Genomic DNA, 23,771 nt, shown 5'->3' on the forward strand with positions numbered 1-23,771 from the left:
CCGCGACTCTGCTAAGATCGGCCGGTCCGTTTTGGGGAAGCCTATGATTTCTCATCTTTATTCTCGCTTTTGTCAGACTCTGCCAGAGCCGGAAGGTTCCACTCGCCTGCTGGTGGCCTTCAGCGGTGGCCTCGACTCCACCCTGCTGCTGGTGCTGGCGGCGCAGTTTGCCCGTGAGCACGGCTTGCCGCTTCGGGCGCTGCACGTGCACCACGGTCTCAGCGCCCATGCCGATGAGTGGGTGGCTCACTGCGAGTCGGTCTGCCAGCAGCTGGCGGTGCCGCTCATTGTCGAGCGGGTAACCCTTGCCCGCGGCAATGGTGAGAGTCTGGAAGCGCAGGCACGCACCGCCCGCTACCAGCAGCTGATGGCGCACATGACGGAGGGAGAGTGGCTGCTCACCGCCCACCATCAGGATGATCAGCTGGAGACCCTGCTGCTGGCCCTCAAGCGCGGCGCCGGTCTGCGCGGTCTGGCCGGCATCCTGCCAAGCCAACCCTTTGCTGGCGGTCTGCTGCTGCGGCCGCTGCTCGATATCAGCCGGGCCGAACTGGCCGAGGTTGCCGCTACCCTGCCTTATGGTTGGGTCGAGGATGAGAGCAATCAGGATGTGAGTTATGACCGCAATTTTCTGCGCCAGACGCTTATCCCCCAGCTCAAGGCGCGCTGGCCTGCCATTGCCCGCACAGCCGTCCGCAGCATGGCGCTGTGCGCCGAGCAGGAGGCGCTGCTGGACGAGCTGGCCGAGAGCGACTGGCAGCTGGCCGGCGAAGGGGAGGCGCTCCATATCGGCCCGCTGCATGCACTCTCGCCGACTCGGCGCAACAACCTGCTGCGCTACTGGATCCGCCGTCAGGGGGGGGAGATGCCATCGCGCGAGCAGCTTGCCCGGCTGTGGCAGGAGGTAGCGCTGGCGCGGCCCGATGCCAATCCGCAGCTCAACTGGGGCGACCTGAGTTGCCGCCGTTTTCAGGAGCGCCTCTATCTGGTTGCCCCGGATCTGCAACCTTGTCATCAGGTGTTGCCGTTGACGCCGGGCGAGCCGCTGACCCTGCCGGATGGGTTGGGTGAGCTGGTGGTGCGTATGGAGAAAGCGGGAGAGGGGTTGCTGCGTTTGCCCCGACCAGAGGAGCCTCTGTCGGTGCGCTTTGGCGTGGTGCCGGGCGCCATGCTGAAGCCGGTGGGACGTGGTGGCAGCCGCCGCTTGAAGAAGCTGCTGCAGGAGTACGGCGTTCCTTCGTGGCAGCGGGGGCGGATCCCTATCCTCTACTATGGCGAGCAGGTAGCTGCTGTGGTCGGACTCTTTGTCTGCGACGGATTTATGGCAGAGCAGGAGGGGCTTTCATATCAATGGTTGCCAACGCAAGAGGGGTTGCTGTTGCCTGAGCAGGAAACTGAGTAAAAAAAGGGCTCCGGTCACATGACTGCATGTGCCGGAGCAAAGAAGAGTACCCGGTTATTCCGCGAGGCCGGCTTTGCCGGCTTTTTTGCGGGCGTAGAGGTGGCTGTCTGCCGCCTCGTAAAGAGCTTGTACACTGACGCCTGATTGCCAGCTGGCGGCCCCCAGACTGCAACCGACCGAGAAGGTGCTGAGCTCCTTGTTGGTCATCAGCATGTGCTGCAGGCGCAGCCAGACCGGACGCCACGCCTCGGGTTCGGCCGGTTGCAACAGCAGGGCGAACTCATCCCCCCCGAGCCGGAAGGCCTGATCCGTACTGCGGATGCACCCCTTGAGCAGCTGGGCGAAGCGGCTCAGCACCAGATCCCCGACCGGGTGGCCCCAGGTGTCGTTGATCTGCTTGAAGCGGTCGAGATCCAGCAGCACCAGCACCAGACCATGGGGCTCGCGGCTGTGCTGCTCGATGGCGCGGCCAATGGCTTCGTCAAAATAGGAGCGGTTACCAAGGCCGGTCAGGTGATCGAGGCGCACCTGCTGATCCAGTTTCTCCAGTCGCATGTAGAGGGGCAGCAACAGGCTGAGCAGCTGATGGTACTGCAGCAGCACACGCTGTTGGCTGCCGCTGAGCGGGTGTTCCAGCTCGTAGTGGAGTTGGCCGAGCAGCTGCTCATGCTGGCCGCGCAGCTCGAACAGGTAGCTGTGCAGGTTGAGGGTGGCCATCGGTGGGTGCTGGATCAGTACATGGGGGTGGCTACCGTCCATATAGAGACTGTGGATCCTGACAATTTTTGCCGCTCGATCGGCAAAAGTTGTCAGCAGGCCGCCGAGCTCGTGCTGCCCCAGCAACTGCTCCAGCAACTGATTGCGTTCTACGCTGGGCAAGGGCGTGAGCCGCTCCATCTGGCGAACCCACTGCTCGATGCCATGGCTAAAGCCATTGAGTGACGATCTGTTTTCCATGGTCTTCCACCTGTAACCACTTGACTGCTCCCCTTCACCTGCAATTGGCATGCCCAATATATGTTTCCTGAGCCAAGGATCGGCTGACTAGACTTAAGTTGATAAAAAGGAGGGGAAAATTTGTACACAGACCTGCTGATCCTGCTCTTCGCCGCCGTCCTGCTGGTGGCAATTTTCCGACGCTTTGGCTTGCCGGTGATCCTCGCCTACCTGATTGCCGGCGTACTCCTGGGCCCGCACGGACTGGCGGTGATCACCGGCCAGTCGATCATGCAGACCATCGCAGAGCTCGGGATCGTCTTTCTGATGTTCTCGCTGGGGCTGGAGTTCTCCCTCCCCAAGCTGCTGGCTATGCGCTATCTGGTGTTGGGAGTAGGCGGCTTGCAGGTGCTGCTCACCTCGCTGCTCTTCTTCTGGTTTGGCTGGCATCTGGGGCTGAGTCTGGCGCAGGCGCTGGTGGTGGGGGGCACGCTGGCGCTCTCCTCTACGGCGGTGGTGATCAAGCAGCTGGGCGAGCAGAAGCAGCTCCACACCCGTCGTGCCCAGTTGGGGGTGAGTGTGCTGCTGTTTCAGGATCTGGCGGTGGTGCCCCTGCTGGTGATGATCCCCATTCTGGCCGAGCCACAGGTGCAGGGCAGCGCGCTGGCTGCCGAGATCGCCTGGGCGATTCTCAAGGGGCTCTTCGCCCTCCTGAGCCTGCTGGCGGTGGGCAAGTGGTTGTTGCCGCTGCTGTTTCACGAGGTGGCGCGGGCCCGCTCCGATGAACTGTTCGTGCTGAGCGCCCTGCTGGTGGCGTTGCTGGCCGCTTTCATGACCTATTCGCTCGGTCTTTCGATGGCGCTGGGAGCCTTTCTGGCCGGCATGATGCTGGGGGAGTCCCACTATCGCCATCAGCTTGAGGTGGACATCAAGCCCTTTCGCGATGTGCTGATGGGGCTCTTCTTCATCACCATCGGGATGAATATGGACTGGGTGCTGGTGGCGCAGGCCTGGTGGCAGGTGTTGCTCTGCGTGGTGGTGCTGGTGCTATGCAAATCCCTGCTGGTGCTGCTGGCCGGCCGGCTGATGGGGGAGCGCAAACGCGACAGCATGGCGGCCGGCATCATGCTGAGTCAGGTGGGAGAGTTCGGCTTTGTGCTGCTGGCGTTGGCACTCCACCACGGCCTGCTGGATCCGCAACTGGTCTCCCGGTTGATCGGCATCGGCATCATCTCCATTGCCATGACCCCCTGGCTGGTTACTCAGGCCCACTCGCTGGCCCGCAGTCTGACCGATCCGGCGCTGTTGACCCGCTCCGAAGTCGCCCAGTCGGGGCTCAGCAAGAGCCAGCACGTCATCATCGCCGGGTTTGGCCGGGCGGGGCAGACCTGCGCCCGTTTTCTCAAGCTCGAGGAGATCCCGTTTCTGGCGCTCGACCTTGACCCCGAGCGGGTGAGCGAAGCAAAGCAGGCAGGGGAGCAGGTGGCCTTTGGCGATGCCAGTCGGCGCGACATCCTGCTGGCTGCCGGTCTGCTGCGGGCCCGACTGGTGATCATCACCTTCGACGATCGCAAGCGGGTGGAGGCGATGCTGGCGCTGATCCGCGAGCTGGCGGGGGAGCTCAAGGTGCTGGTACGCACCCGGGATGACAGCTTCCTCGAGCAGTACAAGCAGGCGGGGGCCTTCGAGGTGATCCCGGAATCCCAGGAGGGGGCTCTGATGCTGGTTTCCCATCTGCTGGTCAATTGCGATATTCCCCTCGGGCGGGTGATCCGGCGCATGGAGCATGAGCGCAGCAGCCAGTACCGCTTTCTGCACGGCTTCTACTGGGGGGATCAGAGCGCCAACAATCTGGAAGCTGACCAGCTGCTGGAGCGCCTCCACCCATTGATGCTGCATGATCAGGCGTGGGCTGTGGGGCGCGAAGTGCGGGAGTTGCCGCTGGATGAGGTGAGGATCAAGGAGGTTCAGCGTGGCGATCAGATGCTGGAGCCTCGGGATGAGCTGACCCTGCAGGCTGGTGATCGGCTGATCCTGTTTGGTACCGCGGTCGCCATCGAGCAGGCGGAGCAGCGCCTGCTGGAGGGGCGCTGAGAAGGGTTACTCTCTCTCCCTCGGCTGAGGCTCGATTCCGAGAAAGTCGATCACCCGGGCCTGCTCCCTCAGGGTGTCCCGATAGCCCAGCTTGATCAGCTGCTGGCAGTAGCCCGGATAGAACATCAAAAAGCTGGCCAGACTGCTGGTCTCATCCCCCTTTACCCCCAACACGCGTAACAGGCGGCGCAACTGCACCGGCAGCTTGCGCAGATAGGCCAGCGCGATGGCATCGAGATCTTCGCTTGGCTTGAGCACGCAGGTCTCCACCCGCTTCAGCTTGAGGCGATTGCGCTCCCGCTCAGGAATAAGGTCCAGAGTCTGGTTGATGCGCCACAGCCGCTCCAGATCGGAGTTGAGGGTGTCGGTAAAGACGGTATCGAGCAGATGGCTGGCGATATTGGAGCTGGTGAGATGGCCGTGATGATGGGTCGGTGCCGAGTGCGCTGGTGGATCGAGCGTGATCAGCAGGATCCGCTCCGCCCCCAGATGGATGGCGGGGCTGAGCGGGCTCAGCTGATGGATGGAGCCGTCGCCGTAGAACTTGTCGCCGATATGGGTTGCCGGAAAGACAAAGGGGAGCGCCGAGGAGGCGAGCAGATGATCCGATGTAAGCAGGGTGCGCACCCCGCGCCGTCTGGCCCGCTCCCAGGGATGGTGGTCGGCTCGCCCCTGAAAGAAGGTGGTGGAGAGGCCGTCGTCGTAGTCGGATGCCGTGATGGCGAGCGCCTCCAGACTGCCGTAGAGGATGTTGTCATCGATGCGGTGATAGTCGATGAGCTGATCCAGCAGGCGGCGCAGCGGCGCATTGTCGAACAGATGAAAGGCGTGGTTGGTGTCGGGATTGATGAGGCCAGCCGAGCCTTCGTACATCAGTCGCCACAGCAGGCGCCCCGGGTGAAAATCGAAGATGTGGTGGGTTTCGAAGCGGCGCCAGACCCACTCCAGCTTGCGCACGCCCAGATGAAAGCTGGAGGCGTAGCAGGCGAGCGCGGTGACGTTGATGGCCCCGGCCGAGGTGCCGCACAGAATGGGAAAGGGGATGCCGAGATTACGCGGGTAGAGCTCCGCCACGGCTTTGAGGGCGCCGACCTGATAGGCGGCGCGCGCTCCGCCTCCGGTGAGCAACAACGCTGTATTGGGTCTGGCCATATGCTGGCGCCTTATAGTGTTCTGACAAGGATGCTCCCACTGACAAATTAACTATAAGGCGCTGTATCAAATATAAAAACGGGCGCTTGCCCGTTTTTTTCATGACCCCCGATCAAAGGGCCCGGAGCGGATTTTCCGGTCGTGCCAGCTGATCGAAGGCGGCGAATACCGGCGCACTGGCAAGAATGCGACCATGGCCCAGACCCCGGGTGCTTACCAGCCGGGTATGACCATCCTGACTGGCCCGCAGGGAGTCGCTATGCGGTGCGAATCTGTCCTCTTCGTCATGCACTATGATGGCCTCACCACTGCGGCTGGCAAGGCGACCCAGTGGATCGACCGTGCTCAATGGGTGCTGATACTCCTGTTCAATCTCCTTGACCACCGCATCGAACAGCCGGATGGAGTAGCCGGAGCGTGCCACCATGCCGTAGAGCTGGGGCACATAGTCGAGCACTGGCGAGATGAGCAGCAGCGGCAGCCCGTCAAGATCCTGCTGGCGGCTGGAGAGGGTGACGGCGCCCCCCATGCTGTGGGCGATAACCCCATGGACAGGGCCCACTTCCGAAGCCAGCCGGGCGGTCAACTCGTCGAAGGCGCGCACGAAGCGGGGCAGGTGGCCGGTATGGCCGGCGCTGTGGCCGTGGGCAGGGTGATCGTAGGCAATGGCCGTAAAACCCTGCGCGGCGATATGGCTCATCAGCGGATAGAACTGGCTGGCACTGCCTGACCAGCCGTGCATCAGCAGCCAGAGCGGCCCCTGACCGAGCTGGTAGCTCATCAGCGTCCCTTCGCTGGTATGGACGGCCTGCTTGACCAGACCGGCTGGCGCTGCGTTGTCCCGCTGGTTGCGCTGGGGGGTCAGCAGCAACTTGCTGGCGGTGCGCTTGGCATGGCCGGGGGCCAGGGTATGGTGCAATCGGGTGCCGATCCCCAGCAGCCATTTGCTCGGGCTGAAGCGGCGGGTGTTGAAGTAGATCTTGCTGCTCATGGTCATCCTGTGGCTTTTATGTTCGAACGGTCGTGCTTTTTTGTCGGTTTTAAAAAAGGATTGCCAGGAGATCAGCACCAGCTGGCGAGCAGATCTTCCACTTCGGGCCAGAAGTGGCGGGCCGGATCCTGACACAGATTGAGGGCGTTGAACACCTGATCCGCCAGATAGAGGCCATAGAGGCGGTAGACGGCACGCCAGGGATCCATCCCCTCGCGCCACTCCCCCTCCAGCTGTCCCTGTGCGACCTGACGAGCCAGATAGTCGAGCCAGAAGCGCACCAGCTGGCGGGCGGCCTGCTGTACCTCGCCCTCCTGCGCCGAAGTCCAGGCATCGAGAAACATGCAGCGTCCGGCAAAGCTCTGGTTCCAGGCGAGCCAGGCCTGCAACAGGGCGATCAGCTTGTCGTGCTGGCTCTGGTGTTCCTGCTGGCGCACCGGCTGGATCACCCGCTCGCGAAACACTTCGGCAGCGTACTCCAGCACGGCGATCTGCAGATTGTCGCGAGAGTGGAAGTGGGCGAACAGGCCGCTTTTCGACATCTCGCAGGCATTGGCCAGCGAGCCGATGGTCAGGCTCTCCAGCCCTTGCTGGCTCGCCTGCTCGAAGGCTGTCTGCAAAATGTTTTCCCGGGTCAGGCGCCCCTTGCTCATCACGATCTCCTCATGGCTGGTGGCAGCATAAAGTACGATCGTGCTATTTGTCGAGCGGCAGATAAGTGGCGGGCTGGATGGGAGGGCTCAACCCTCCTTGATATCCATCTGCTGCAACGCGATGACCGCCTGAGTACGGTTCTTGACGCCCAGTTTTCGGAAAATCGCCGTGATATGGGCCTTGATAGTGGCCTCGGAGACATTGAGCTCCCAGGCAATCTGCTTGTTGAGGCTGCCGTCGCGCAGCATGATCAGCACCTTGTACTGCTGGGGGGTGAGGCTTGCCAGCTTGCTGGCGAAATCGGGGCCATCTTCCGATTCGGGATGAAGCGAGATCCCCTCCGGCACCCAGTTATCACCCCCGATCACCGTATTGAGGGCGGTGACCAGCTCCTTCATCGGCGCTGATTTGGGGATGAAGCCGAGTGCGCCAAGGCGCAGCACCTGCTGGATGATGGCGGGATCTTCCGAGGCGGATACCACCACGACCGGCAGGTCGGGATACTGGCCGCGCAGGTGAGCCAGCCCTTCAAAGCCGTTGGCGCCCGGCATCTTGAGATCGAGCAGCAGCAGGTCGACCTCCGGATGCTCGCCGAGGAGGTGGGTAAGGCTGTCGATGGAGTCCGCTTCCAGCAGATGGGCATCGTTGATGGCCATGTGCACCGCTTGATAGAGGGCGCCCCGAAACAGGGGGTGGTCATCTGCGATGACGATGGTAAATTGGCTGTCCATATCTCAGTTAATGGCTCACATGGTTGCTAACTGATTGTTTTGAAAAATCAAACTAGCATCGCTCATCGGGAGGGTCAAACCTGCCTGTGCGCAAATGTGAAGCGGGCGCCGGATGTCGTGCCAAGAGGCCGACGGGGCGTAAAGCGCAAGTCCCTGCAGGAGGCAAAGATGGGAGTTCTGGTATTGACGGTGGGCACGGGTTCCACCTGGGCGATGCGGGCGGCACTGGTGCTGGCCATGAGCGGCCTGACATGGCAGGAGCAGGTGTTCGATCTGGAAGATGCCAAGTCGTTGGCGCGGCTCAAGCGGGTGGCGCCGGCCGGGCTGGTGCCTTGGCTCGAACACGATGGCGTGCGGGTACACGACTCGCTGGCTATCGCCGAATATGTTCACGAGCTGTGTCCCGATCGCCAGCTCTATCCCGCATCTCAGGCCGAGCGGGCAGTGGCTCGCAGCCTTTGCGCCGAGCTGCACGCCGGTTTTCGCCAGCTCCGCACTCTGCTCCCCTTCTTCCTCGGTGCTCCCACCCGCAGCGAGCCGCCGGTTGAGGCGGTGGGCGAGCTGGCCCGTTTGCAGGAGGTCTGGTCGCAGGCGCGGGGCCCCTTCTACTTTGGCGAGGCGGGCATTGTCGACGCCTTCTATGCGGTGATGGCCTATCGGCTGGCCAGCTATGGCATCCAGTTGCCCGGTCAGGCGGGGGTCTATCAGCAGGCACTGCTGGCCTGGCCGTTGTGGCAGGAGACCCTGGTCAAAGCGCGCCTGCAGTGGCCGGCGGCTGTACGCCAGACGCAGTAAGCCGATAGACGAGCAAAAGAGAGGGGAGCCACTGGCTCCCCTCTCTTGTTTTCTCAGCCTCTTCGCCTCTATGTTTGCCGGCCGGCGAACACGATAACCACCTTGTCTTCCCCCTTCTCCCGCACGAAGGCATAGGGGCTGTCGGCCAGTTTCTTGTGACTGCCCGCCGCCACCGCCGGGTGGGCGGCACGGAACTGGCCGAGCCGCTGCCAGTGCTTGACCAGATCGGCCTTGTCGCCGCCGGCCAGCTCCTGCCAGTTCATGTCCGAGCGCAGTGCCTGATCGAACACGCCGCCATCCCTGGCGAGTCCGCGCCCTGACTCATCGCCGTAGTAGATCTGGATGCCGCCCGGCAGCAGCATGAAGCTGCTGGCGACCCGGCGCTGTAGCGGTACGTCCTGATAGTCGCCGAAGAACAATTTGGTGTCGTGGGAGCTGATGTAGCTCAGCACGTTGAACTCGGGATCCTGATTGATGCGGCTGGCGTAGCTGGCATAGGTGGGCTCGGCGCTGGCCAGACACTGGGCCTGGGGCAGGGCGAACTCGCGCTGGTAGTCGAAGTTGATTAGCGAATCGAAGCCGTTCTGATACCAGAAATCCTTGGCGACCCCGTGATCCCACACCTCGCCCACCATGTAGAAGGGGAGGTCGTCGAGCTTCTTGGCCGGGTTGGCTGCCTTCCACTCCTTGAGTGCGGCAGTGCCCGCCTGTTTTAGCTTTGCCCACACCTCGGGCTCCAGATGCTTGACGGTGTCGGCCCGAAAACCGTCGATGCCAAAGCGGCGCACCCAGTCGGTGTGCCAGGCGATGAGATAGTCGCTCACGGTAGCGTTGGGCAGCGGCTTGGCTTTGGTATCTTTTTTCGCCGCCAACAGCGGCGGCAGCCCCACCGGCTTGGTTGATTCGGTCAGGAAGTCCGGCAGCCCCGCCACCGAGCCGGTGACGTCGTCGGTGCCAGGTTGCGGATAACCGGGCAGACCGGCACGCACCCAGTCACCGCTCCACCACTTGTCCCACTTCGGCGACTGGTAGTCGATGAACTGGTTGTAGCCATGCCAGTTGAGGCCACCGCTCGGGTGCCACTGGTTCCAGACGGTCGGCAGCTTGTCTGTGTTCCGGGTGAGATCGGTGAGCCCTAAATCCTGCAGGTCGGCGAGGGTGGCGTAGCCAGCGTGGTTCATCACCACGTCGAGGATGATGCGCATGCCGCGCTTGTGGGCCTCGTCCACCAGGGTCTTGAGGCTCTCTTCGTCGCCGTAGTTGGGGTCAATTTTGGTGAAGTCGAGCGCCCAGTAGCCGTGATAGGCGTAGAAGGGGAAGTTGCCCTGCTCGCCGCCGCCAATGAAGCCGTGCACCTGCTCCACCATGGGGGTGATCCAGATGGCGTTGATGCCGAGCTGCTTGATGTAGTCGAGCTTGGCGGTCAGCCCTTTGAAGTCGCCGCCGTGCCAAGTGGCCACTTCATCCTGACCATCCTTTTGGCGGCCGAAGCTGTGGTCGTTGGCGGGATCGCCGTTGTTGAAGCGGTCGGTCAGCAGGAAATAGACGCTCGCCTGATCCCAGCTGAATGGCGCTGGCTTGGCCGCCTTGACCGGCTCAAGCAGCAGCAGGCCGCCGCTCTCTTTGCTCGGCGTCAGGGTCAGCTTGCCGCCCTTGACCACACTCTCCTGACCGGAGTAGGCATCCCGCAGTTGGGTGCCGTCGGGCCAGACTCCTTTCAGCGACACCGTGACCGGCCCGCCATCCCAGCTGATGCAGGGCTCTTCCGGCGGCTGGCGTTTGAATTCACTCTTCTTGGTCGCCCGCAGCACCTTGAGGCTGGGGGTATCCGGGTTGAAGGTGAACTGATAATCCCCCGCCAGCATCACTCGCAGGTTAAAGCTCTGCCCCTTGCTGCACTTGTCCATGGGCTGGGCGGTGCCGAAGGGGAGAGGCTTGCTTTCGCTCGGGCCGAAGCTGGTACCACAACTGTTGCCCGCGTCGCTGATGCGGATCTGGTGGCTCCCCTTGGTGAGGGTGTGGGTCAGCTCGACCGCCCCCTTGTCCAGCGCGATCGGGGTCGCTACCGGTTGGCCATCCACATAGAGGTGAACCTCGGGAGCGGCCATGGCCTGACCGATCAGCAGAGGGCTGGCCAGCAGGGTGAGCCAGAGAGGGGACAAGTTGGGAGCGCGACGCATAAGCCATTCCTTGAGCAGGGCAGTTCGGACAAGGGCCCATTCTAGGAGGAGCAAAGAGAGCCTTGGATCGGCAAAATGCCGATTTGTGACATCAGTTCAAATGGTTACGTTTTCAAGCAGAGCAAAGTGTGACGGCGACCGGATGACAAGGTTTGGCCATAAAAAATGCCGGTCAGTTGACCGGCATTTTAGGTTTCAGACATCGCCGTTATATCAGACGGTGAAGAACTTGAAATTGACGAAGGCCACCGCAATGAAGGAGGCGACCATACCGCTGATGCAGAGCACAGCCGGGCGCATGGCGGGCCAGCGATGGGTCAGCAGGATCAGCGCCAGCATGGTCGGGTAGAGACCGAACATGTAACGCGGCATGGCGTTGAGGCCGGTCATCAGCGGAATGGTGCAGCAGATGAACATCAGGGTCGCTTCGGCCCAGCGCTTCTGGCTGAACAGGTAGAGGTTCAGACCCCAGCCGAAGATCACCATGATGGAGAGGTAGGCCTTGCGACCACCCAGCTCGAAACCGCTCAGCCACCAGTCCAGCGGGCTGTCCATATAACGGCCCCATGCCACCTGAATGTGCTTGAAGGCCATCGCATCACCGGTGAGGTGATAGAGGTAGAGCATGTAGGCAAACAGGCCAAAGGGGATCATCCAGAGGGTGAACACCACCTTGAAGGCGCGCTCGGTAAAGCGGAAGAACTCGCGCCAGCCGTAAGCCTGCAGCGCCAGGATCAGCACCGGGAAGACCATCATCACACCCAGGTTGCGGGTGGCGGAGATGAACACTCCGAGCAGCGCTACCATCAGCCACTGCTGCCGGTAGGCAAACAGGAACATCCCCAGCATCAGCGCCATAAAGGTTGACTCGGTATAACCGGAGACGAAGTAGGCGGAGAAGGGGGAGAAGGCCAGCAGCCAGACGCCGAAACGGGCGGTGTCATCACCCAGCTTGAGCTGGCGCAGCACCAGCAGCATCAGCGGCAGGCTGGCGAAGAAGGAGGCGTTGGCGACAATGATGAGGCCGATCAGGCTCTCGACATTGAGCAGGTTGGAGATGGCGCCGGAGACCATCGGATAGAGCGGCATGAAGGCCCAGTTGGCCGCATTGCCCTTGCTCAGCCAGCGCGGGTAGAGGTCGTAGCCGTTTTCGATGATGCGCTGGAACCAGACGCAGTCGAACTGGCAATAGGCTTGCAGTGGCCCGATACCGGGAGTGCCATAGAGCTGGACACCGAAGTAACCCATGCCATAGAGGGCCACGCGGCTCAGCACGAAGGCGGCGATGATCATCAGCCAGTCACGGCCGCTGATGCGCAGTGACGGGCGATAGGGGAGGCTGTCCCCGGGTAGGGAAGCGGTATTGGTCATGTCATTCATCAGGCAAAAACCCAGACGCGAGAGAGGATGTAGGTGAGTACAGTGACGGTCAGGGTGGCAATAACCACCGGGACGAGACCGGAGAGACCCGCAAACAGCAGACCGCTCAGGATCAGGTTACGCACCGCCAGCGAGAAGAGGGCGACCAGCAGAAACTTGCTGGCGGCTCCCTGCTTCTGGAAGGTGATGTAACGGTGACCGAAGAACGAAAACCAGAAGGCGACGGCAAAAGCCAGTGTCGTCACCAGATGTTCGGAGATGGTTGGCCAGGTGTGAAACAGGGCGATGGAGGTGCCCAGATCGACGAGGGTAGCCCCCCCGCCGACAAAACCGAAACGAACCAGCCGCCAGAATTCCTCGCGGGAGATCATCAGGACGCTTGCTCCTGCTGCTCTTGTTGCTCGTCATCCTGCTTGTTGCCCGCCTCCTTGGCGTACTGGCCGTAGACTCCCTCGATAAGGTAGACAGGGCGCTGTTTCACTTCGACGAACATGCGGCCGATATACTCGCCGATGATACCGAGGGACAGCAGCTGGATACCGCCGAGGAACAGCACCACCGACATCAGAGAGGCATAACCCGGTACGTCGATACCGAAGAAGAGCACCTGGGTGATGATTTTCAGGATATAGAGGAAGGCAACCAGAGAGACGCTCACGCCCACGTAGCTCCACACCCGCAGCGGCCAGCTGGAGAAGCTGAGCAGACCGTCGAGGGCGAAGTTCCACAGTTTCCAGTAGTTGAACTTGGTCTCGCCAGCGTGACGGGCAGGGCGCTCGTAGGGAACGCCAACGGCACGGAAACCGGCCCAGGCAAACAGCCCCTTCATGAAGCGGTTGCGCTCGGGCAGTTGCTTGATAGCCTCAACCACCTTGCGGTCGATCAGACGGAAGTCACCGGCGTTCTCCGGCAGCTTGGTGCTGGTGGAGAGGGCGTTGAAGAAGCGGTAGAAGCCACCGGCAGTCAGGCGTTTCATCGGGGTATCGGCGCTGCGATCAACGCGGATGCCGTAGACAGTGTCGTAGTCACCGGTTTGCCACAGTTTGACGAACTCCAGGATCAGGGCTGGAGGATCCTGCAGATCCACGTCCATCGGCACGATGGCGTCCCCTTTGGCCTGATGCAGACCGGCGGTGAGGGCAGCCTCTTTACCGAAGTTGCGGGCCAGGTTGACCAGGGTTACGCGGGGATCGCGGGCGATGGCCTGCTCGACCACTTCACGGGTGCGATCACGGCTGCCATCGTTGACGAATACAATTTCAAGCTGGTCTTTCAGCGGGGCCAGTTCGTTGTCTATCGCGTTGATGAAGGCATCGATGCTCTCTTCCTCGTTGTAAACGGGAACGACCAGAGAGAGTCGAAAATCTGGATACGACATAAGAACGTCCTTATTGGATAGTAGTTTTTATAAAACGGTGTTCAGGGCAAATATCACTGGGCAACGGTCAGGCGCACTGATTGAACGTTGATGGGGGTTGGTGCCGAGAGCGCCAGAAAATTTGGGCGCTTGGGATCTGCGGTGAGTGAGTCCCCCGGCAGGCTGAGACGGATTTCGTTAATCCCGGCCTTGGCCAGCTTGACCGTGGTGGTAAAGTCGTGACCGAGCGCCACCTGCAGCAGAGCCCCCGCTTGCGGGCTATTGACGCGAGCGTGGATGGTCAGCTCTTCCGGATTGGCTGCCTGCTTGGGCAGCACGAAGTAGAGGCCGCCCTTGCCGCTCAGCTGGGTGCCTTCCTCGCTCGGCTTTTTAGCCCAGCCTTCGCTCGACAGGAAACGGCTCGGCTTGGTGAGGTTGAGCTCGTTGCCCGGCAGATAGGTCATGCTGGAGTTGTGTTCCCAGAAACGGGTTTTCCCCTCCAGATAATAGAGTCGGTAGGCCAGACTCACGTTGGGGTGAGCCGCCAGATAGAGGGTGTAAAGATAGAAACCGCTCAGCGCCAGGATGGCGGTCAGAAAACCAAACTTTTTATACGTCATATCACTCTCTACGCCTGACTGAAATTGGTAGGCAGATCTCGCGCATATGCTAATCCAATTGCAAAAAAAGCATAGTGGATCACAAAAAAATATTTGGTCACATATTAACCCCTTTTGCTCGATGCGCCAAACCTTACTCGACTGTTTGTTGATAAAACAAACATTATGGAAGTGGCTGATTACAAAGGAATGCTTCTCTTTGGCATAAGAAAAGGGTGCTCTTTGCTGCGTCATTTTCTTGCGGATGGCGTTACTGGCGTTACTGATAGTTTCAATAGCACTGATATGAGCCCCTTTTTACCGGTTTACCCCTTCAGTCAGTCGAGGTGGCAGTCGATAAACCTGGAGCGTTTCGGGCTGACCTCATTAGCCAGGGCGTGGTTATCACACACCGGCTGACCACCTGCTCTGTAGCGGCTTTACGCATGTCGGTGCAGCACTGGTGAGCACCTTGCTTTTATTTGGCAATTGGCGGTCGGATGCTGGCTCTTCCGCTCGCAGCAACGGGTGAATTGGCCGATTGCGATTCAATCAATGACAATAAAATTATCTGGTGGCGCTATGTTCCGGGGTGCTGGCAAAGTGATAGCCATTCACGCATCATGAGCAGCCGGACCAGAGGGTCTGACAGAGTGAACACATCGTTTTGAGGTATCCATGGGGATGAAGTATTGGCTGGCCCTTGCCAATCTGGTCTGGTTTGGCTGTTTGCCTGCCGGAGTAGTGCATGCGGCCGAGGCACAGGTGGTAGTCGCTGCCAGCAAAACCCAGCATGACTGGTATCAGGGCAGCAAGGCCGAACAGGCCCGTATCGAGTTGGAGCAGCAGCTGCAGGAAGCAGTACTTGCCCAGCTCCATCCCGATTTTTTCAAGCTCTGGCGACGGATGCAGGCAACCCCTGCTGCGGCGCGGGGCGCTATCTATGATGAAGCGTTCGCCAAGCTGAGTCGCTTTCAGTATGCTTGGCGCTCGATGGATCTGGTCTCCCGGGAACAGATGAAGACGCTCAAGTTCGATCTGAACCGTCCCGTGGTCACCAAACCGAGCGATGATGACCTGCTCACTCAGGTGAAATCGCTGCGCCCTCAGGTGGCTGAATATGATGCGGTTCGGGATAAGGTCCACAAGCTTTTGGCGATGCCAATGGCCAACAAGTGGCCCACCCTCGACATGCCGACCCTGCGTGCCGGCGAGAGCTCGGACGAGCTTGGCCAGATCCGTACCATGCTCAACGAGCTGGGAGATAGCGCGCCCAGGCATGGCGATGCCATCTATGACGCCGATACCGAGCAGGCCATCAAGCAATTCCAGCGTCGTCACGGTCTGACCGCCGATGGCGTGATCGGCCGTCAGACCCGCTCCTGGCTCAATACCGGGCCGCAAGTACGTGCCAGCCTGCTGCTGCGTAACCTCTGGCGCCGTGATCTGGTCGATCAGTTGAGCAAGCCCCGTTATGTACTGGTCAACATTCCTGACTATCGTCTGAGCGTGGTGGAGTCCGGTAACGAGGTCTTTACCAGCCGGGTCATCGTCGGCAAGGAGCAGCGCGCTACGCCCATCCTCGCCAGCGAAATTCGTTCCATCGTGCTAAACCCCTCCTGGCATGTGCCGCGCTCCATTCTGAGCAAGGATATTCTGCCCAAGCTGAGTCGCGATCCTGCCTATCTGAGTCGTGAGCAGTTCGATGTGATCGATGGCGAGGGCAATCCGGTCCAGTTCACCGAAGAGGGGTGGCGTCAGGCGCTGGCCGCCGGTTTCCCTTATCGTCTGCGGCAAAAGCCGGGCGATCACAACGCGCTCGGTCGCTACAAGTTCTACTTGCCCAACAACGAGGCCATCTACCTCCACTCGACCCCACGCAAATCCCTGTTTGAGCAGGGGGCTCGCGCCTTTAGCTCGGGCTGTATCCGGGTCGAGCATGCCGATGATCTGGCCGAACTGTTGCTGGCTGACTCCCGCTACCAGCCGGACAAGGTGGCGTCGATCCTCAAGGAGAGCGAGACCAAGTGGTTGCCGCTGACCAAGCCGATCCCGGTGTTTACTGTCTACTGGAGCAGCTGGATTGACGAAGATGGTCGTCAGCAACTTCGCAACGACATCTACGGATTTGATCGAGTCAGCTTCCAGAGCCGTCTGCTGTGATCCCTGCCACAGAGTGAAAAGCCCGGCCATAGCCGGGCTTTTTCATGGGCGAGAGAGGTTTGACATGATCCCGGTCGGGAGGTAGTTTCAAGCGCCTGAACCGAATTCATTGAACAATCTTTATTCAACCATGTCGCTTGAATCTGCGATGGACGGACCCCTTATGCTGGAACAAGAGATAAGTCGTCGTCGCCTGTTGCTGGGAGCCGGTTGCCTGTTGGGCAGCTCGCTGGTCTCTTTCCCGGCGCTGGCAAGCCGCAGTACCACTGGTCGTGAACTGAGCTTTTTCAATCTCAACACCGGTGAGCGGGCAAGGGTCAGTTATTGGGAAAATGGCCGCTATCTCAATGACGGGCTGGCCGAACTGAACCATATCTTCCGCGACTATCGTCGCAATGAAGTGTTCGACATCGATACCAAGCTGTTCGATCAGCTCTTCCTGCTGCAGCACAAGCTGGGGCGGCGAGGGGAGATCCAGCTCATCTCCGGTTATCGGGCGCCAGCGACCAATCGCCAGAAGCACCGCAGAAGCCGCGGGGTTGCCAAGCATAGCTACCACACCCTGGGACAGGCGGTCGATGTGCGCATTCCCGGCGTTCAGCTGGCCAATCTGCGCAAGGCTGCGCTCCATCTCAAGGTCGGTGGCGTCGGCTACTACCCCCATGACAACTTTGTTCACCTCGATACCGGCCCTGTACGAAGCTGGTGATCACCCGGGCCAACCTGTTAGGCTCCAATGATTGTAGAGAGGAGAGACAGATGAAACGTCTGGTAACGGGGCTTCTGATCGCCCTGGCATTGACCGGTTGCAGCAAGCTCAACCGCAACAACTACGACAAACTGAAGATGGGGATGAGCTACGCCGAGGCCAGCGCTATTCTGGGCAAAGCAGAGCGTTGTGATGATGCACTGGGTACCACCAGCTGCATCTGGGGTAGTGATGGCAAGAACATCAAGATCCGCTTCATCGCCGACAAGGCGACCTTCTTCAGTTCTGAAGGGATTAACTGAGGCTGCAAGAGCCCATGAAAAAAGCGCCATACCGGCGCTTTTTTGTTGTCCGCAATCCGGACTGTCTCGTCAAAAACTGGCGTACTCAGTGGGTTGCGTACTGGTAGTTGAAGGTGGGCAATCCCCACTTGAAGCGAACCGCCAGGAGGCGCAACACAAAGCCGATGCCAATCGCCCCAAAGGCCGCCCAGTTGGTCGGCAGCCCCTGATCCAGCGCAAGGCAGTAGAGTGCTGCCGTGATGAGGGAGATGGCGGCATAGAGCTCGCGGCGAAACACCAGTGGAATGCGCTGGCAGAGCAGATCCCGCAGCACCCCGCCAAAGACCCCGGTCACTACCGCCATGATGCAGGCGATGCCGGCGCCATGTCCCATCTCCAGCGCCCTTGCTGCGCCGAAAATGGAGAAGACCACCAGACCCAGCGCATCGAGTGCCATAAAGAGCTTGCCGAGGTAGCGCATCAGCGGCGCCGAGATGACCCCGGCCATGGCCGAGCCCGCAACCAGCAGCACATATTCCGGATGCTCGACCCAGAGCAGGGGATAGTGCCCCAGCAACACATCGCGGATGGTACCGCCGCCGATGGCGGTTGCCGAGGCGATGATTACCACACCAAACAGATCCATCCGTCGCCGGCCCGCTGCCAGCGCACCAGTCATCCCTTCGGCCACCAGGCCCAGCAAGAAGAGTGCATGTAACATGAGATATCCCAGGGTACGAGAAAGGCGAGCATCCTAACAACTCGGACTATATGGGACAAGCAAAGCAATATATCCATTATTTTAATTCATGCGAAAAAGCAAAAAGGCACCTTAATAGGTGCCTTTTTAATCACTGTTTGAGGATCAGCGGCGCAGCTGCTCCTGCCGGTAGTGATCGACCCAGATGGCGGTGGCGCCACAGATGGCGACCGGCATCACGAACAGGTTCACCACCGGAATGGCGGAGAAGAGGGTCACCAAAGCGCCAAAGCTGAGGCACTGGCCACGGCGCTGCTTCAAGGCATCGCGCATGGTGATGAAGTCGATCTTGTGGTTGTCGAACGGATAGTCGATGTACTGGATCGCCATCATCCAGGCGCTGAACAGGAACCAGAGCACAGGGGCTAAAGTCTGGCCGACCACGGGAATAAGGAAGAGGATGAGACAGCCGATCGCCTTGGGCAGATAGTACTTGAGCTTCTTCCACTCGCGACCGAAGGTGCGTGGCACATCCTTGATGATATCGAGCATGCCGCTGTCGTTGGGCGTCTCGCCGGTCAGGATCTGCTCCACCTTTTCAGCCAGCAGCCCGTTGAAGGGGGCGGCAATCCAGTTGGCGACCGAGCTGAAGATAAAGGAGAAGACCACCAGTATGGTGATGAGGGCGATTGGCCAGAGCAGGTAGTCCAGCCAGTTGAGCCAGGCCGGGATCTGCTGGTGCAGCCAGGCGAACAGGCTGTCGAGTTGCAACAGCAGAGCATAGAAGGCGCCGGCGAACAGCACGAAGTTGACCAGCAGGGGGATCAGCACGAAGGTGCGGATGCCGGGCTGGCGGATGAGGGAAAAACCGCGCAGGAAGTAATCTGCACCGCTGATTGACGCTTTGACCATATGGGGTGATTGGCTCATATGAGCTCCATCTGTGCATGGGAAGACAGTCAGCATATTACAAACAAGCTTTTGATTTGGTAAAGTCGCCTGCCCGCCTCCCCTTTATTTAGCCACTGATACAGGTCGCCATGCGTCTGAAACTGATCAAACTCGCCGGCTTCAAGTCGTTTGTCGAGCCGACCCGCATCGAGCTCAATGCCGACATGACCGCAGTGGTCGGGCCCAATGGCTGTGGTAAATCCAACGTGATCGACGCAGTGCGCTGGGTGCTTGGCGAGAGCTCGGCCCGCCATCTGCGCGGCGAGAACATGACGGATGTCATCTTCAACGGCTCCGTCAACCGCACCGCCCATGCCCGCGCCTCGGTCGAGCTGGTGTTCGACAATCCCCATAACCGGGTGCCCGGCGAGTTCGGTCGCTTTACCGAGATCTCGGTGCGTCGCGAAGTGCTGCGTGACGGCACCAACCACTATCAGATCAATGGCCAGAAGTGCCGCCGCAAGGATGTGACCGACCTCTTCCTCGGTACCGGCCTCGGGCCCCGCAGCTACGCCATCATCGAGCAGGGCACGGTCAGCCGGCTGGTGGAGTCCCGTCCCGCCGATCTCAAGCTCTTTATGGAGGAGGCGGCCGGCGTCTCCCGTTACAAGGAGCGGCGCCGCGAAACCGAACAGCGCATTCGCCATACCCAGGAGAATCTGGAGCGTCTGGGCGATATCCGCGGCGAGCTGGGCTCCCGTCTCGACCACCTCAAGGCCCAAGCCGAAACCGCAGAGCGCTACAAACAGCTCAAGAGCCGTTCACGCGCCGCTCGCGCCGAGTTGATTGGCTCCGAGCTGTGGGCGCTGGAGACTCGTCTTGGCGAGGCCAAGAGCGAGCTGGCGCAGGTCGAACAGGCATTGGCGGCGCTCGATGCCAAGCGTACCGCCGACGAGGGACGCCACGTCACCCTCTCGGTGGCCCGGCAAGAGGCGCAGGCCGAGCAAGCCAATCGGCAACAACAGATTTTCCTTGGCGGGCAGGCCATAGCCCGTCTTGAACAGCAACAGCTGCACCAGAGCGAGCTTGGCCGTGACTTGCAGGCGCGAACCCAGGCTCTCGGGGAGCGCATCACCAGCCGCAAGGCGCAGCTGGCCAGTCAGCAGGAGCAGCTGACCGAAGGCGTGTTGAGAGGCGAGCTGGAAGAGGCGCGGCTGGAGCAGTGTGAGCAGTTGCTCACCGAGCAACAGGAAGCGCGACTGCGGGCCAGCGAGCAGCTTGAGCAGACCCGCCAGCAGCAGCAACAGTGGCAGCAGCAGGTGACCCGACTGCAGGGCGAGCTTAACCAGACCCGGGCCCGGCTCGGTGGCCTGCATGAGCTGCAAGCCAAAACCCGACTTGCCCGCCTCAAGCTGGAGGATGAGCGCTCCGGCCCCATCGGCGCAGAGGATGCAGATCTGCAACCGGCCCTCGATATGCTGGGGGGCGAACTGGAGTTGGGCCGGGCGGCGGCCGAGGAGCTGGCAGCGCAGCTTGCGCAGGCCATTGAGGAGCATGAAGCGCTCAAACTCGCCCACAGCCAGCAGCAGGGGTTGCTGCGGGAACTGGAGGCGCGTCTAACGACGCTGGATCAGATCCTTGGCGAGCAGATGGAGGGGGCGACTCTGGCTGATCGGCTGCAAGTTGTCCCCGAATGGGCACAGGCGCTCGACAAGGTGCTGGGTCGCTGGCTTACCGCGACCCCTGCGGACGAGTGCAATCCGGCTTTGGACGGACTCTGGATTGGCCCGGCACTGCCAGCCGTTGCCGGCACGCTAGCCTCCTTGATCAGCGGTGATCACGTTCCCGCCTTCCTCAACGCCATCTGGCTGGCCGATGACAGGGAAGAGGCACTGGCTCGCCAGCCAACCCTGCTGGCCGGTGAGTCGGTACTGACTCCTGCCGGCGATTGGTTGGGGCCGAACTGGGCGGATATTGGACAGGGCGCTGCGCTCGGTACCATGGCGCTGCTGGGTGAACGTGAGCGGTTGCACACCGAGCAACGCGCTGCAGCCGACGCACTGGCACAATTGAGCGAGCAGCTGGCAGCCGCCGATGAACGGCGGGCTCGCATCGTTAATGCGCAGGAGTTGTCGCAGCGAACCCTGCGCGGGCAGGAACAAAAATGGCAGCAACTGCGCGAAGCCTGGAGCTTGCAGCAAGGTCAGCGACAAGAGCGGCTGCTGCGGCTCGGCCAGCTTGGCGAAGAGCTGATCCGCCTCGATAAAGAGCAGGCCGAAGAGGCGCTGCGGCTGGCCGAGACTGAGCAACAGCTGGCGCTTGAAGAGGCGCGTCTGGCCGAGTTGCAGGAGCAGGGCGAGCCCCTGAGCGAAGCGTTGCAGGCGGCTCAGGATTTGGTGGGGCGCTGCGAGCGAGCGCAGGAAGAGGCGCGCGGGCGGCGCGAGCAGCAGCAGGCGATCTGTCAGCGTTTGCAGCTTGAGCTTGGCAACCTGCATCAGCTGATTGCGCTTGGTGAGGAGGAGCTGGCAAGGCTCGGGCTGGAGCTGGCCGGACTCAAGAACCCGGAGAATGAAGCGATTCCTGATCTCGCCCCTTTGCTGGCGGAGCAGCGCAATCTGGAGGCGCAGCAACTGGCCTGCCATCAACGGCTGGCGGAGCTGGAACGTCAATTGAGCGAGCTGGATCAGGCGCGCAGCGCCGATCACAAGCAGCTGGTGGTGCTGCAGGAGAAGCTGGCGACCCTGCGCCTTGAGCGCGAGCGCAACCTCACCCGCCGGCAAGGGCTGCACGAACAGTTCGAAGAGCTGGGTGTTCGACTGGTGGATCTCGATCAGGCTGTGCTGATTGCCGCTGATCGCGGCAAGCTGCGCCAGGAGATCCAGACGTTGGAGACGCAAGTGGAAGCACTTGGCGCCATCAACCTGGCTGCGCTGGAAGAGTACGAAGAGGCGAAAACGCGAGCAACTTATCTGGAAAACCAGTGCCAGGATCTTGAGCAAGCGCTGGAAACCTTGAGCCAAGCCATTAAAAGAATTGATAAAGAGACACAAATACGCTTCCGGGACACTTTCGATAAGGTCAACGAAGATTTAAAATCCCTCTTTCCAAAAGTGTTTGGTGGGGGCAGTGCCTGGCTTGAGCTTACCTCCGATGATCTTTTGGAGGCCGGAGTGAGCATCATGGCGAGACCTCCGGGTAAGAAGAATGCTACCATTGCCCTGCTTTCCGGGGGGGAGAAGGCGTTAACCGCACTTGCGCTGGTTTTTGCCATCTTCAGACTCAATCCAGCACCTTTTTGTCTGCTGGATGAGGTGGATGCACCGCTCGATGAAGTGAACGTCGGTCGCTTCTGTTCTCTTGTCAAAGAGATGTCGAGCACAGTACAGTTCGTTTACATCAGTCATAATAAGGTCTCCATGGAGATGGCTGAGCAGCTGGTTGGCGTCACAATGCAAGAGCCCGGAGTTTCTCGCATTGTGTCGGTCGATATCGGTGAAGCCGTCGCTTTGGCTGAGCAAAACTAGAAAGAGAAGCAGCTAATGCAGGAATTGCGTTACATCTTGGTTGCCCTGGGCGGTATTGCTATTGCGGCATTGCTCATTCACGGGTTGTGGAGCAACAAAAAGAATCGTCAGGCACCGATCAAAGAGAAACCGCTTGGCCGGATGGAGTCCAAGTCACGTAATCGTGACGATGATGCGTTCGACAGCGATGGCATCGGTCAGGTGCGTGTGGTCAGCAGTGGTCGTCGCGCCGAGCCCAAGCTCCATCGTGACGAAGAGAGCCGCCAGCCGGAACTCAGCCGTCGCTCCTCATTGCCCGCCTTTGATGATGAAGATGACGAGGACGATCTGCCGCCACCCGTTGTGCGCAAGCCTGCTGCCCGTCCGGTTCCCCCGCCGCCTCCTGTCTATGAAGAAGAGGAAGCATACGATGAGCCTCAGCCCGAAGTGGTAGAGGAAGAGCCTGCTGCACCCGTGCGCAAGCCGGCGCAGGTCAATCGTCGTACCCCGGTTTACCGCTCCCGTCCCCAGCGTGAGCCTGTCATGCAGGTTCAGGATGACGAGCCGCTGGTCGAGCCAGCCTATGCAACTGCGCCGACTTTTGGCGTGCGCAACGAGAGCGTGCGTGCCGAGCCGGTGCGTGCTGCCGAACCCGAATACAAGCCGCAGGCCCGTCACGTCGCTCCCGAGCCCGTGTATGAGGAGCCGGTCTACGAAGCGCCGGTCGAAGAGCCGCGCGTTGCTGCCCAGCCGGTCGAGAAGATTTGGCAGGATGTTTATGTCATCAACCTGATGGGACGTCCGGGCCATGAGCTGCAAGGGGCGACCCTGCTCTCCTCCCTGATGGCGCTTGGCTTCAAGTTTGGCGAGATGGATATCTTCCACCGTCACGAAGATGCCAACGGCAAGGGTGAGGTGCTCTTCTCCATGATCAACATGGTCAAGCCGGGCACCTTCAATCCCTATCGGATGGAGCAGTTCACCACGCCGGGTGTCTCCCTGTTCATGCAGCTGCCCCTGCGCAGCAATGCCGCGTTTGCCTTCGAGGACATGCTGCAGGCAGCCGATCAGCTGGCCAGCGATCTCGATGCGATGCTCACCGATATGGAGCGCAGCCCGCTGAGTGACGAGACTATCGCCCGTTACCGTCATGAGCTGGCTGCCTACGAGGCCAGCCGCGACTAATACGCCATGCGGGTCGAATGAATCAAAGTGCGGTACCCTGGTACCGCATTTTTGTTTCTACCCCGACC

20 protein-coding genes are annotated in these 23,771 nt (G+C 60.7%); 8 read left to right on the forward strand and 12 right to left on the reverse strand.

Translation table 11 applies throughout. From position 1 onward, the window contains the following. Positions 1–43 precede the first annotated feature (43 nt). Positions 44–1,402 (forward strand): tRNA lysidine(34) synthetase TilS, encoded by a 1,359-nt coding sequence (tilS, locus tag NOM67_RS08320; protein WP_255935752.1) that lies wholly within the window; start codon positions 44–46, stop codon positions 1,400–1,402. Positions 1,403–1,456: 54 nt separating this feature from the next. On the opposite strand, the gene NOM67_RS08325 is transcribed toward tilS, so the two are convergent. Then, complete coding sequence (locus NOM67_RS08325; RefSeq protein ID WP_033115791.1) at positions 1,457–2,359, reverse strand: GGDEF domain-containing protein; 903 nt, start codon at positions 2,357–2,359, stop codon at positions 1,457–1,459. Positions 2,360–2,479: 120 nt separating this feature from the next. Here NOM67_RS08325 and NOM67_RS08330 point away from each other — a divergent pair, with 120 nt between their 5' ends. Then, positions 2,480–4,432, forward strand: a complete 1,953-nt coding sequence (locus NOM67_RS08330; RefSeq protein WP_165791375.1) for a monovalent cation:proton antiporter family protein — start codon at positions 2,480–2,482, stop codon at positions 4,430–4,432. A 6-nt stretch (positions 4,433–4,438) separates the two neighbouring features. Here the strand turns inward: NOM67_RS08330 and NOM67_RS08335 are convergent, their stop codons facing one another. From NOM67_RS08335 to NOM67_RS08350, 4 genes are all read right to left on the reverse strand, one after another. Beyond that, positions 4,439–5,584, reverse strand: coding sequence for a patatin-like phospholipase family protein (locus NOM67_RS08335; RefSeq protein WP_043849361.1), 1,146 nt, complete (start codon positions 5,582–5,584; stop codon positions 4,439–4,441). A 112-nt stretch (positions 5,585–5,696) separates the two neighbouring features. Beyond that, on the reverse strand, positions 5,697–6,575 hold the full coding sequence (locus NOM67_RS08340; RefSeq protein WP_255935756.1) for an alpha/beta hydrolase: 879 nt from the start codon (positions 6,573–6,575) through the stop codon (positions 5,697–5,699). A gap of 71 nt (positions 6,576–6,646) precedes the next feature. Next, positions 6,647–7,228: a TetR/AcrR family transcriptional regulator gene (locus NOM67_RS08345; protein WP_033115788.1), complete on the reverse strand. Its 582-nt coding sequence runs from the start codon at positions 7,226–7,228 to the stop codon at positions 6,647–6,649. Positions 7,229–7,315: 87 nt separating this feature from the next. After that, a complete protein-coding gene (locus tag NOM67_RS08350) occupies positions 7,316–7,960 on the reverse strand; it encodes a response regulator transcription factor (protein WP_033115787.1) in 645 nt (214 codons plus the stop codon). A gap of 168 nt (positions 7,961–8,128) precedes the next feature. Here NOM67_RS08350 and NOM67_RS08355 point away from each other — a divergent pair, with 168 nt between their 5' ends. Beyond that, positions 8,129–8,755 carry a glutathione S-transferase gene (locus tag NOM67_RS08355; RefSeq protein ID WP_156852317.1) on the forward strand — a complete coding sequence of 209 codons (627 nt, stop codon included), beginning with the start codon at positions 8,129–8,131 and terminating at the stop codon, positions 8,753–8,755. 68 nt (positions 8,756–8,823) lie between these two features. Here NOM67_RS08355 and NOM67_RS08360 read toward each other — a convergent pair whose 3' ends face one another. The 5 genes from NOM67_RS08360 to NOM67_RS08380 all read right to left on the reverse strand — a co-directional run bounded on the left by NOM67_RS08360 (position 8,824) and on the right by NOM67_RS08380 (position 14,292). Further along, positions 8,824–10,935 (reverse strand): alpha-amylase, encoded by a 2,112-nt coding sequence (locus NOM67_RS08360; protein WP_255935759.1) that lies wholly within the window; start codon positions 10,933–10,935, stop codon positions 8,824–8,826. Between the two features lie 213 nt (positions 10,936–11,148). Next, positions 11,149–12,315, reverse strand: a complete 1,167-nt coding sequence (locus NOM67_RS08365) for a hypothetical protein (RefSeq protein WP_033115784.1) — start codon at positions 12,313–12,315, stop codon at positions 11,149–11,151. Beyond that, positions 12,315–12,686 carry a GtrA family protein gene (locus NOM67_RS08370; RefSeq protein ID WP_033115783.1) on the reverse strand — a complete coding sequence of 124 codons (372 nt, stop codon included), beginning with the start codon at positions 12,684–12,686 and terminating at the stop codon, positions 12,315–12,317. The genes NOM67_RS08365 and NOM67_RS08370 overlap by 1 nt, the downstream gene beginning before the upstream one ends. Further along, the gene (locus tag NOM67_RS08375; RefSeq protein WP_042032891.1) at positions 12,686–13,693 is read right to left on the reverse strand and encodes a glycosyltransferase family 2 protein; all 1,008 of its coding nucleotides are present in this window, start codon (positions 13,691–13,693) and stop codon (positions 12,686–12,688) included. The genes NOM67_RS08370 and NOM67_RS08375 overlap by 1 nt, the downstream gene beginning before the upstream one ends. Before the next feature lie 53 nt (positions 13,694–13,746). Next, the gene (locus NOM67_RS08380) at positions 13,747–14,292 is read right to left on the reverse strand and encodes a hypothetical protein (RefSeq protein WP_033115781.1); all 546 of its coding nucleotides are present in this window, start codon (positions 14,290–14,292) and stop codon (positions 13,747–13,749) included. A 657-nt stretch (positions 14,293–14,949) separates the two neighbouring features. Between NOM67_RS08380 and NOM67_RS08385 the strand changes: the two genes are divergently transcribed. The 3 genes from NOM67_RS08385 (at position 14,950) to NOM67_RS08395 (ending at position 17,445) form a co-directional block, all read left to right on the forward strand. Next, positions 14,950–16,434, forward strand: coding sequence for a murein L,D-transpeptidase (locus NOM67_RS08385; RefSeq protein ID WP_255935764.1), 1,485 nt, complete (start codon positions 14,950–14,952; stop codon positions 16,432–16,434). A 163-nt stretch (positions 16,435–16,597) separates the two neighbouring features. Beyond that, on the forward strand, positions 16,598–17,143 hold the full coding sequence (locus NOM67_RS08390) for a YcbK family protein (protein WP_208738152.1): 546 nt from the start codon (positions 16,598–16,600) through the stop codon (positions 17,141–17,143). Positions 17,144–17,193: 50 nt separating this feature from the next. Continuing rightward, positions 17,194–17,445 carry a lipoprotein gene (locus tag NOM67_RS08395; protein WP_255935767.1) on the forward strand — a complete coding sequence of 84 codons (252 nt, stop codon included), beginning with the start codon at positions 17,194–17,196 and terminating at the stop codon, positions 17,443–17,445. Between the two features lie 85 nt (positions 17,446–17,530). On the opposite strand, the gene NOM67_RS08400 is transcribed toward NOM67_RS08395, so the two are convergent. Both NOM67_RS08400 and cysZ read right to left on the reverse strand, forming a co-directional pair. Continuing rightward, positions 17,531–18,145 carry a trimeric intracellular cation channel family protein gene (locus NOM67_RS08400; RefSeq protein ID WP_033115777.1) on the reverse strand — a complete coding sequence of 205 codons (615 nt, stop codon included), beginning with the start codon at positions 18,143–18,145 and terminating at the stop codon, positions 17,531–17,533. Between the two features lie 144 nt (positions 18,146–18,289). Next, the gene (gene cysZ, locus NOM67_RS08405) at positions 18,290–19,054 is read right to left on the reverse strand and encodes a sulfate transporter CysZ (protein WP_104015429.1); all 765 of its coding nucleotides are present in this window, start codon (positions 19,052–19,054) and stop codon (positions 18,290–18,292) included. Positions 19,055–19,164: 110 nt separating this feature from the next. Between cysZ and NOM67_RS08410 the strand changes: the two genes are divergently transcribed. Together NOM67_RS08410 and zipA are read left to right on the forward strand one after the other, a co-directional pair. Beyond that, complete coding sequence (locus tag NOM67_RS08410; RefSeq protein WP_255935773.1) at positions 19,165–22,539, forward strand: AAA family ATPase; 3,375 nt, start codon at positions 19,165–19,167, stop codon at positions 22,537–22,539. A gap of 15 nt (positions 22,540–22,554) precedes the next feature. Further along, complete coding sequence (gene zipA, locus NOM67_RS08415) at positions 22,555–23,703, forward strand: cell division protein ZipA (protein WP_255935775.1); 1,149 nt, start codon at positions 22,555–22,557, stop codon at positions 23,701–23,703. Positions 23,704–23,771: the final 68 nt, after the last annotated feature.

The organism is Aeromonas sp. SG16 (assembly GCF_024436135.1).
Classification (GTDB): domain Bacteria; phylum Pseudomonadota; class Gammaproteobacteria; order Enterobacterales; family Aeromonadaceae; genus Aeromonas; species Aeromonas jandaei.

Bases quoted from the DNA above. Each gene is read 5' to 3' on its own strand.
- tilS (WP_255935752.1), top strand. From the start codon at position 44: ATGATTTCTCATCTTTATTCTCGCTTTTGTCAGACTCTGCCAGAGCCG.
- NOM67_RS08325 (WP_033115791.1), bottom strand. From the start codon at position 2,359: ATGGAAAACAGATCGTCACTCAATGGCTTTAGCCATGGCATCGAGCAG.
- NOM67_RS08335 (WP_043849361.1), bottom strand. From the start codon at position 5,584: ATGGCCAGACCCAATACAGCGTTGTTGCTCACCGGAGGCGGAGCGCGC.
- NOM67_RS08340 (WP_255935756.1), bottom strand. From the start codon at position 6,575: ATGAGCAGCAAGATCTACTTCAACACCCGCCGCTTCAGCCCGAGCAAA.
- NOM67_RS08345 (WP_033115788.1), bottom strand. From the start codon at position 7,228: ATGAGCAAGGGGCGCCTGACCCGGGAAAACATTTTGCAGACAGCCTTC.
- NOM67_RS08350 (WP_033115787.1), bottom strand. From the start codon at position 7,960: ATGGACAGCCAATTTACCATCGTCATCGCAGATGACCACCCCCTGTTT.
- NOM67_RS08355 (WP_156852317.1), top strand. From the start codon at position 8,129: ATGGGAGTTCTGGTATTGACGGTGGGCACGGGTTCCACCTGGGCGATG.
- NOM67_RS08360 (WP_255935759.1), bottom strand. From the start codon at position 10,935: ATGCGTCGCGCTCCCAACTTGTCCCCTCTCTGGCTCACCCTGCTGGCC.
- NOM67_RS08365 (WP_033115784.1), bottom strand. From the start codon at position 12,315: ATGAATGACATGACCAATACCGCTTCCCTACCCGGGGACAGCCTCCCC.
- NOM67_RS08370 (WP_033115783.1), bottom strand. From the start codon at position 12,686: ATGATCTCCCGCGAGGAATTCTGGCGGCTGGTTCGTTTCGGTTTTGTC.
- NOM67_RS08375 (WP_042032891.1), bottom strand. From the start codon at position 13,693: ATGTCGTATCCAGATTTTCGACTCTCTCTGGTCGTTCCCGTTTACAAC.
- NOM67_RS08380 (WP_033115781.1), bottom strand. From the start codon at position 14,292: ATGACGTATAAAAAGTTTGGTTTTCTGACCGCCATCCTGGCGCTGAGC.
- NOM67_RS08385 (WP_255935764.1), top strand. From the start codon at position 14,950: ATGGGGATGAAGTATTGGCTGGCCCTTGCCAATCTGGTCTGGTTTGGC.
- NOM67_RS08390 (WP_208738152.1), top strand. From the start codon at position 16,598: ATGCTGGAACAAGAGATAAGTCGTCGTCGCCTGTTGCTGGGAGCCGGT.
- NOM67_RS08395 (WP_255935767.1), top strand. From the start codon at position 17,194: ATGAAACGTCTGGTAACGGGGCTTCTGATCGCCCTGGCATTGACCGGT.
- NOM67_RS08400 (WP_033115777.1), bottom strand. From the start codon at position 18,145: ATGTTACATGCACTCTTCTTGCTGGGCCTGGTGGCCGAAGGGATGACT.
- cysZ (WP_104015429.1), bottom strand. From the start codon at position 19,054: ATGAGCCAATCACCCCATATGGTCAAAGCGTCAATCAGCGGTGCAGAT.
- NOM67_RS08410 (WP_255935773.1), top strand. From the start codon at position 19,165: ATGCGTCTGAAACTGATCAAACTCGCCGGCTTCAAGTCGTTTGTCGAG.
- zipA (WP_255935775.1), top strand. From the start codon at position 22,555: ATGCAGGAATTGCGTTACATCTTGGTTGCCCTGGGCGGTATTGCTATT.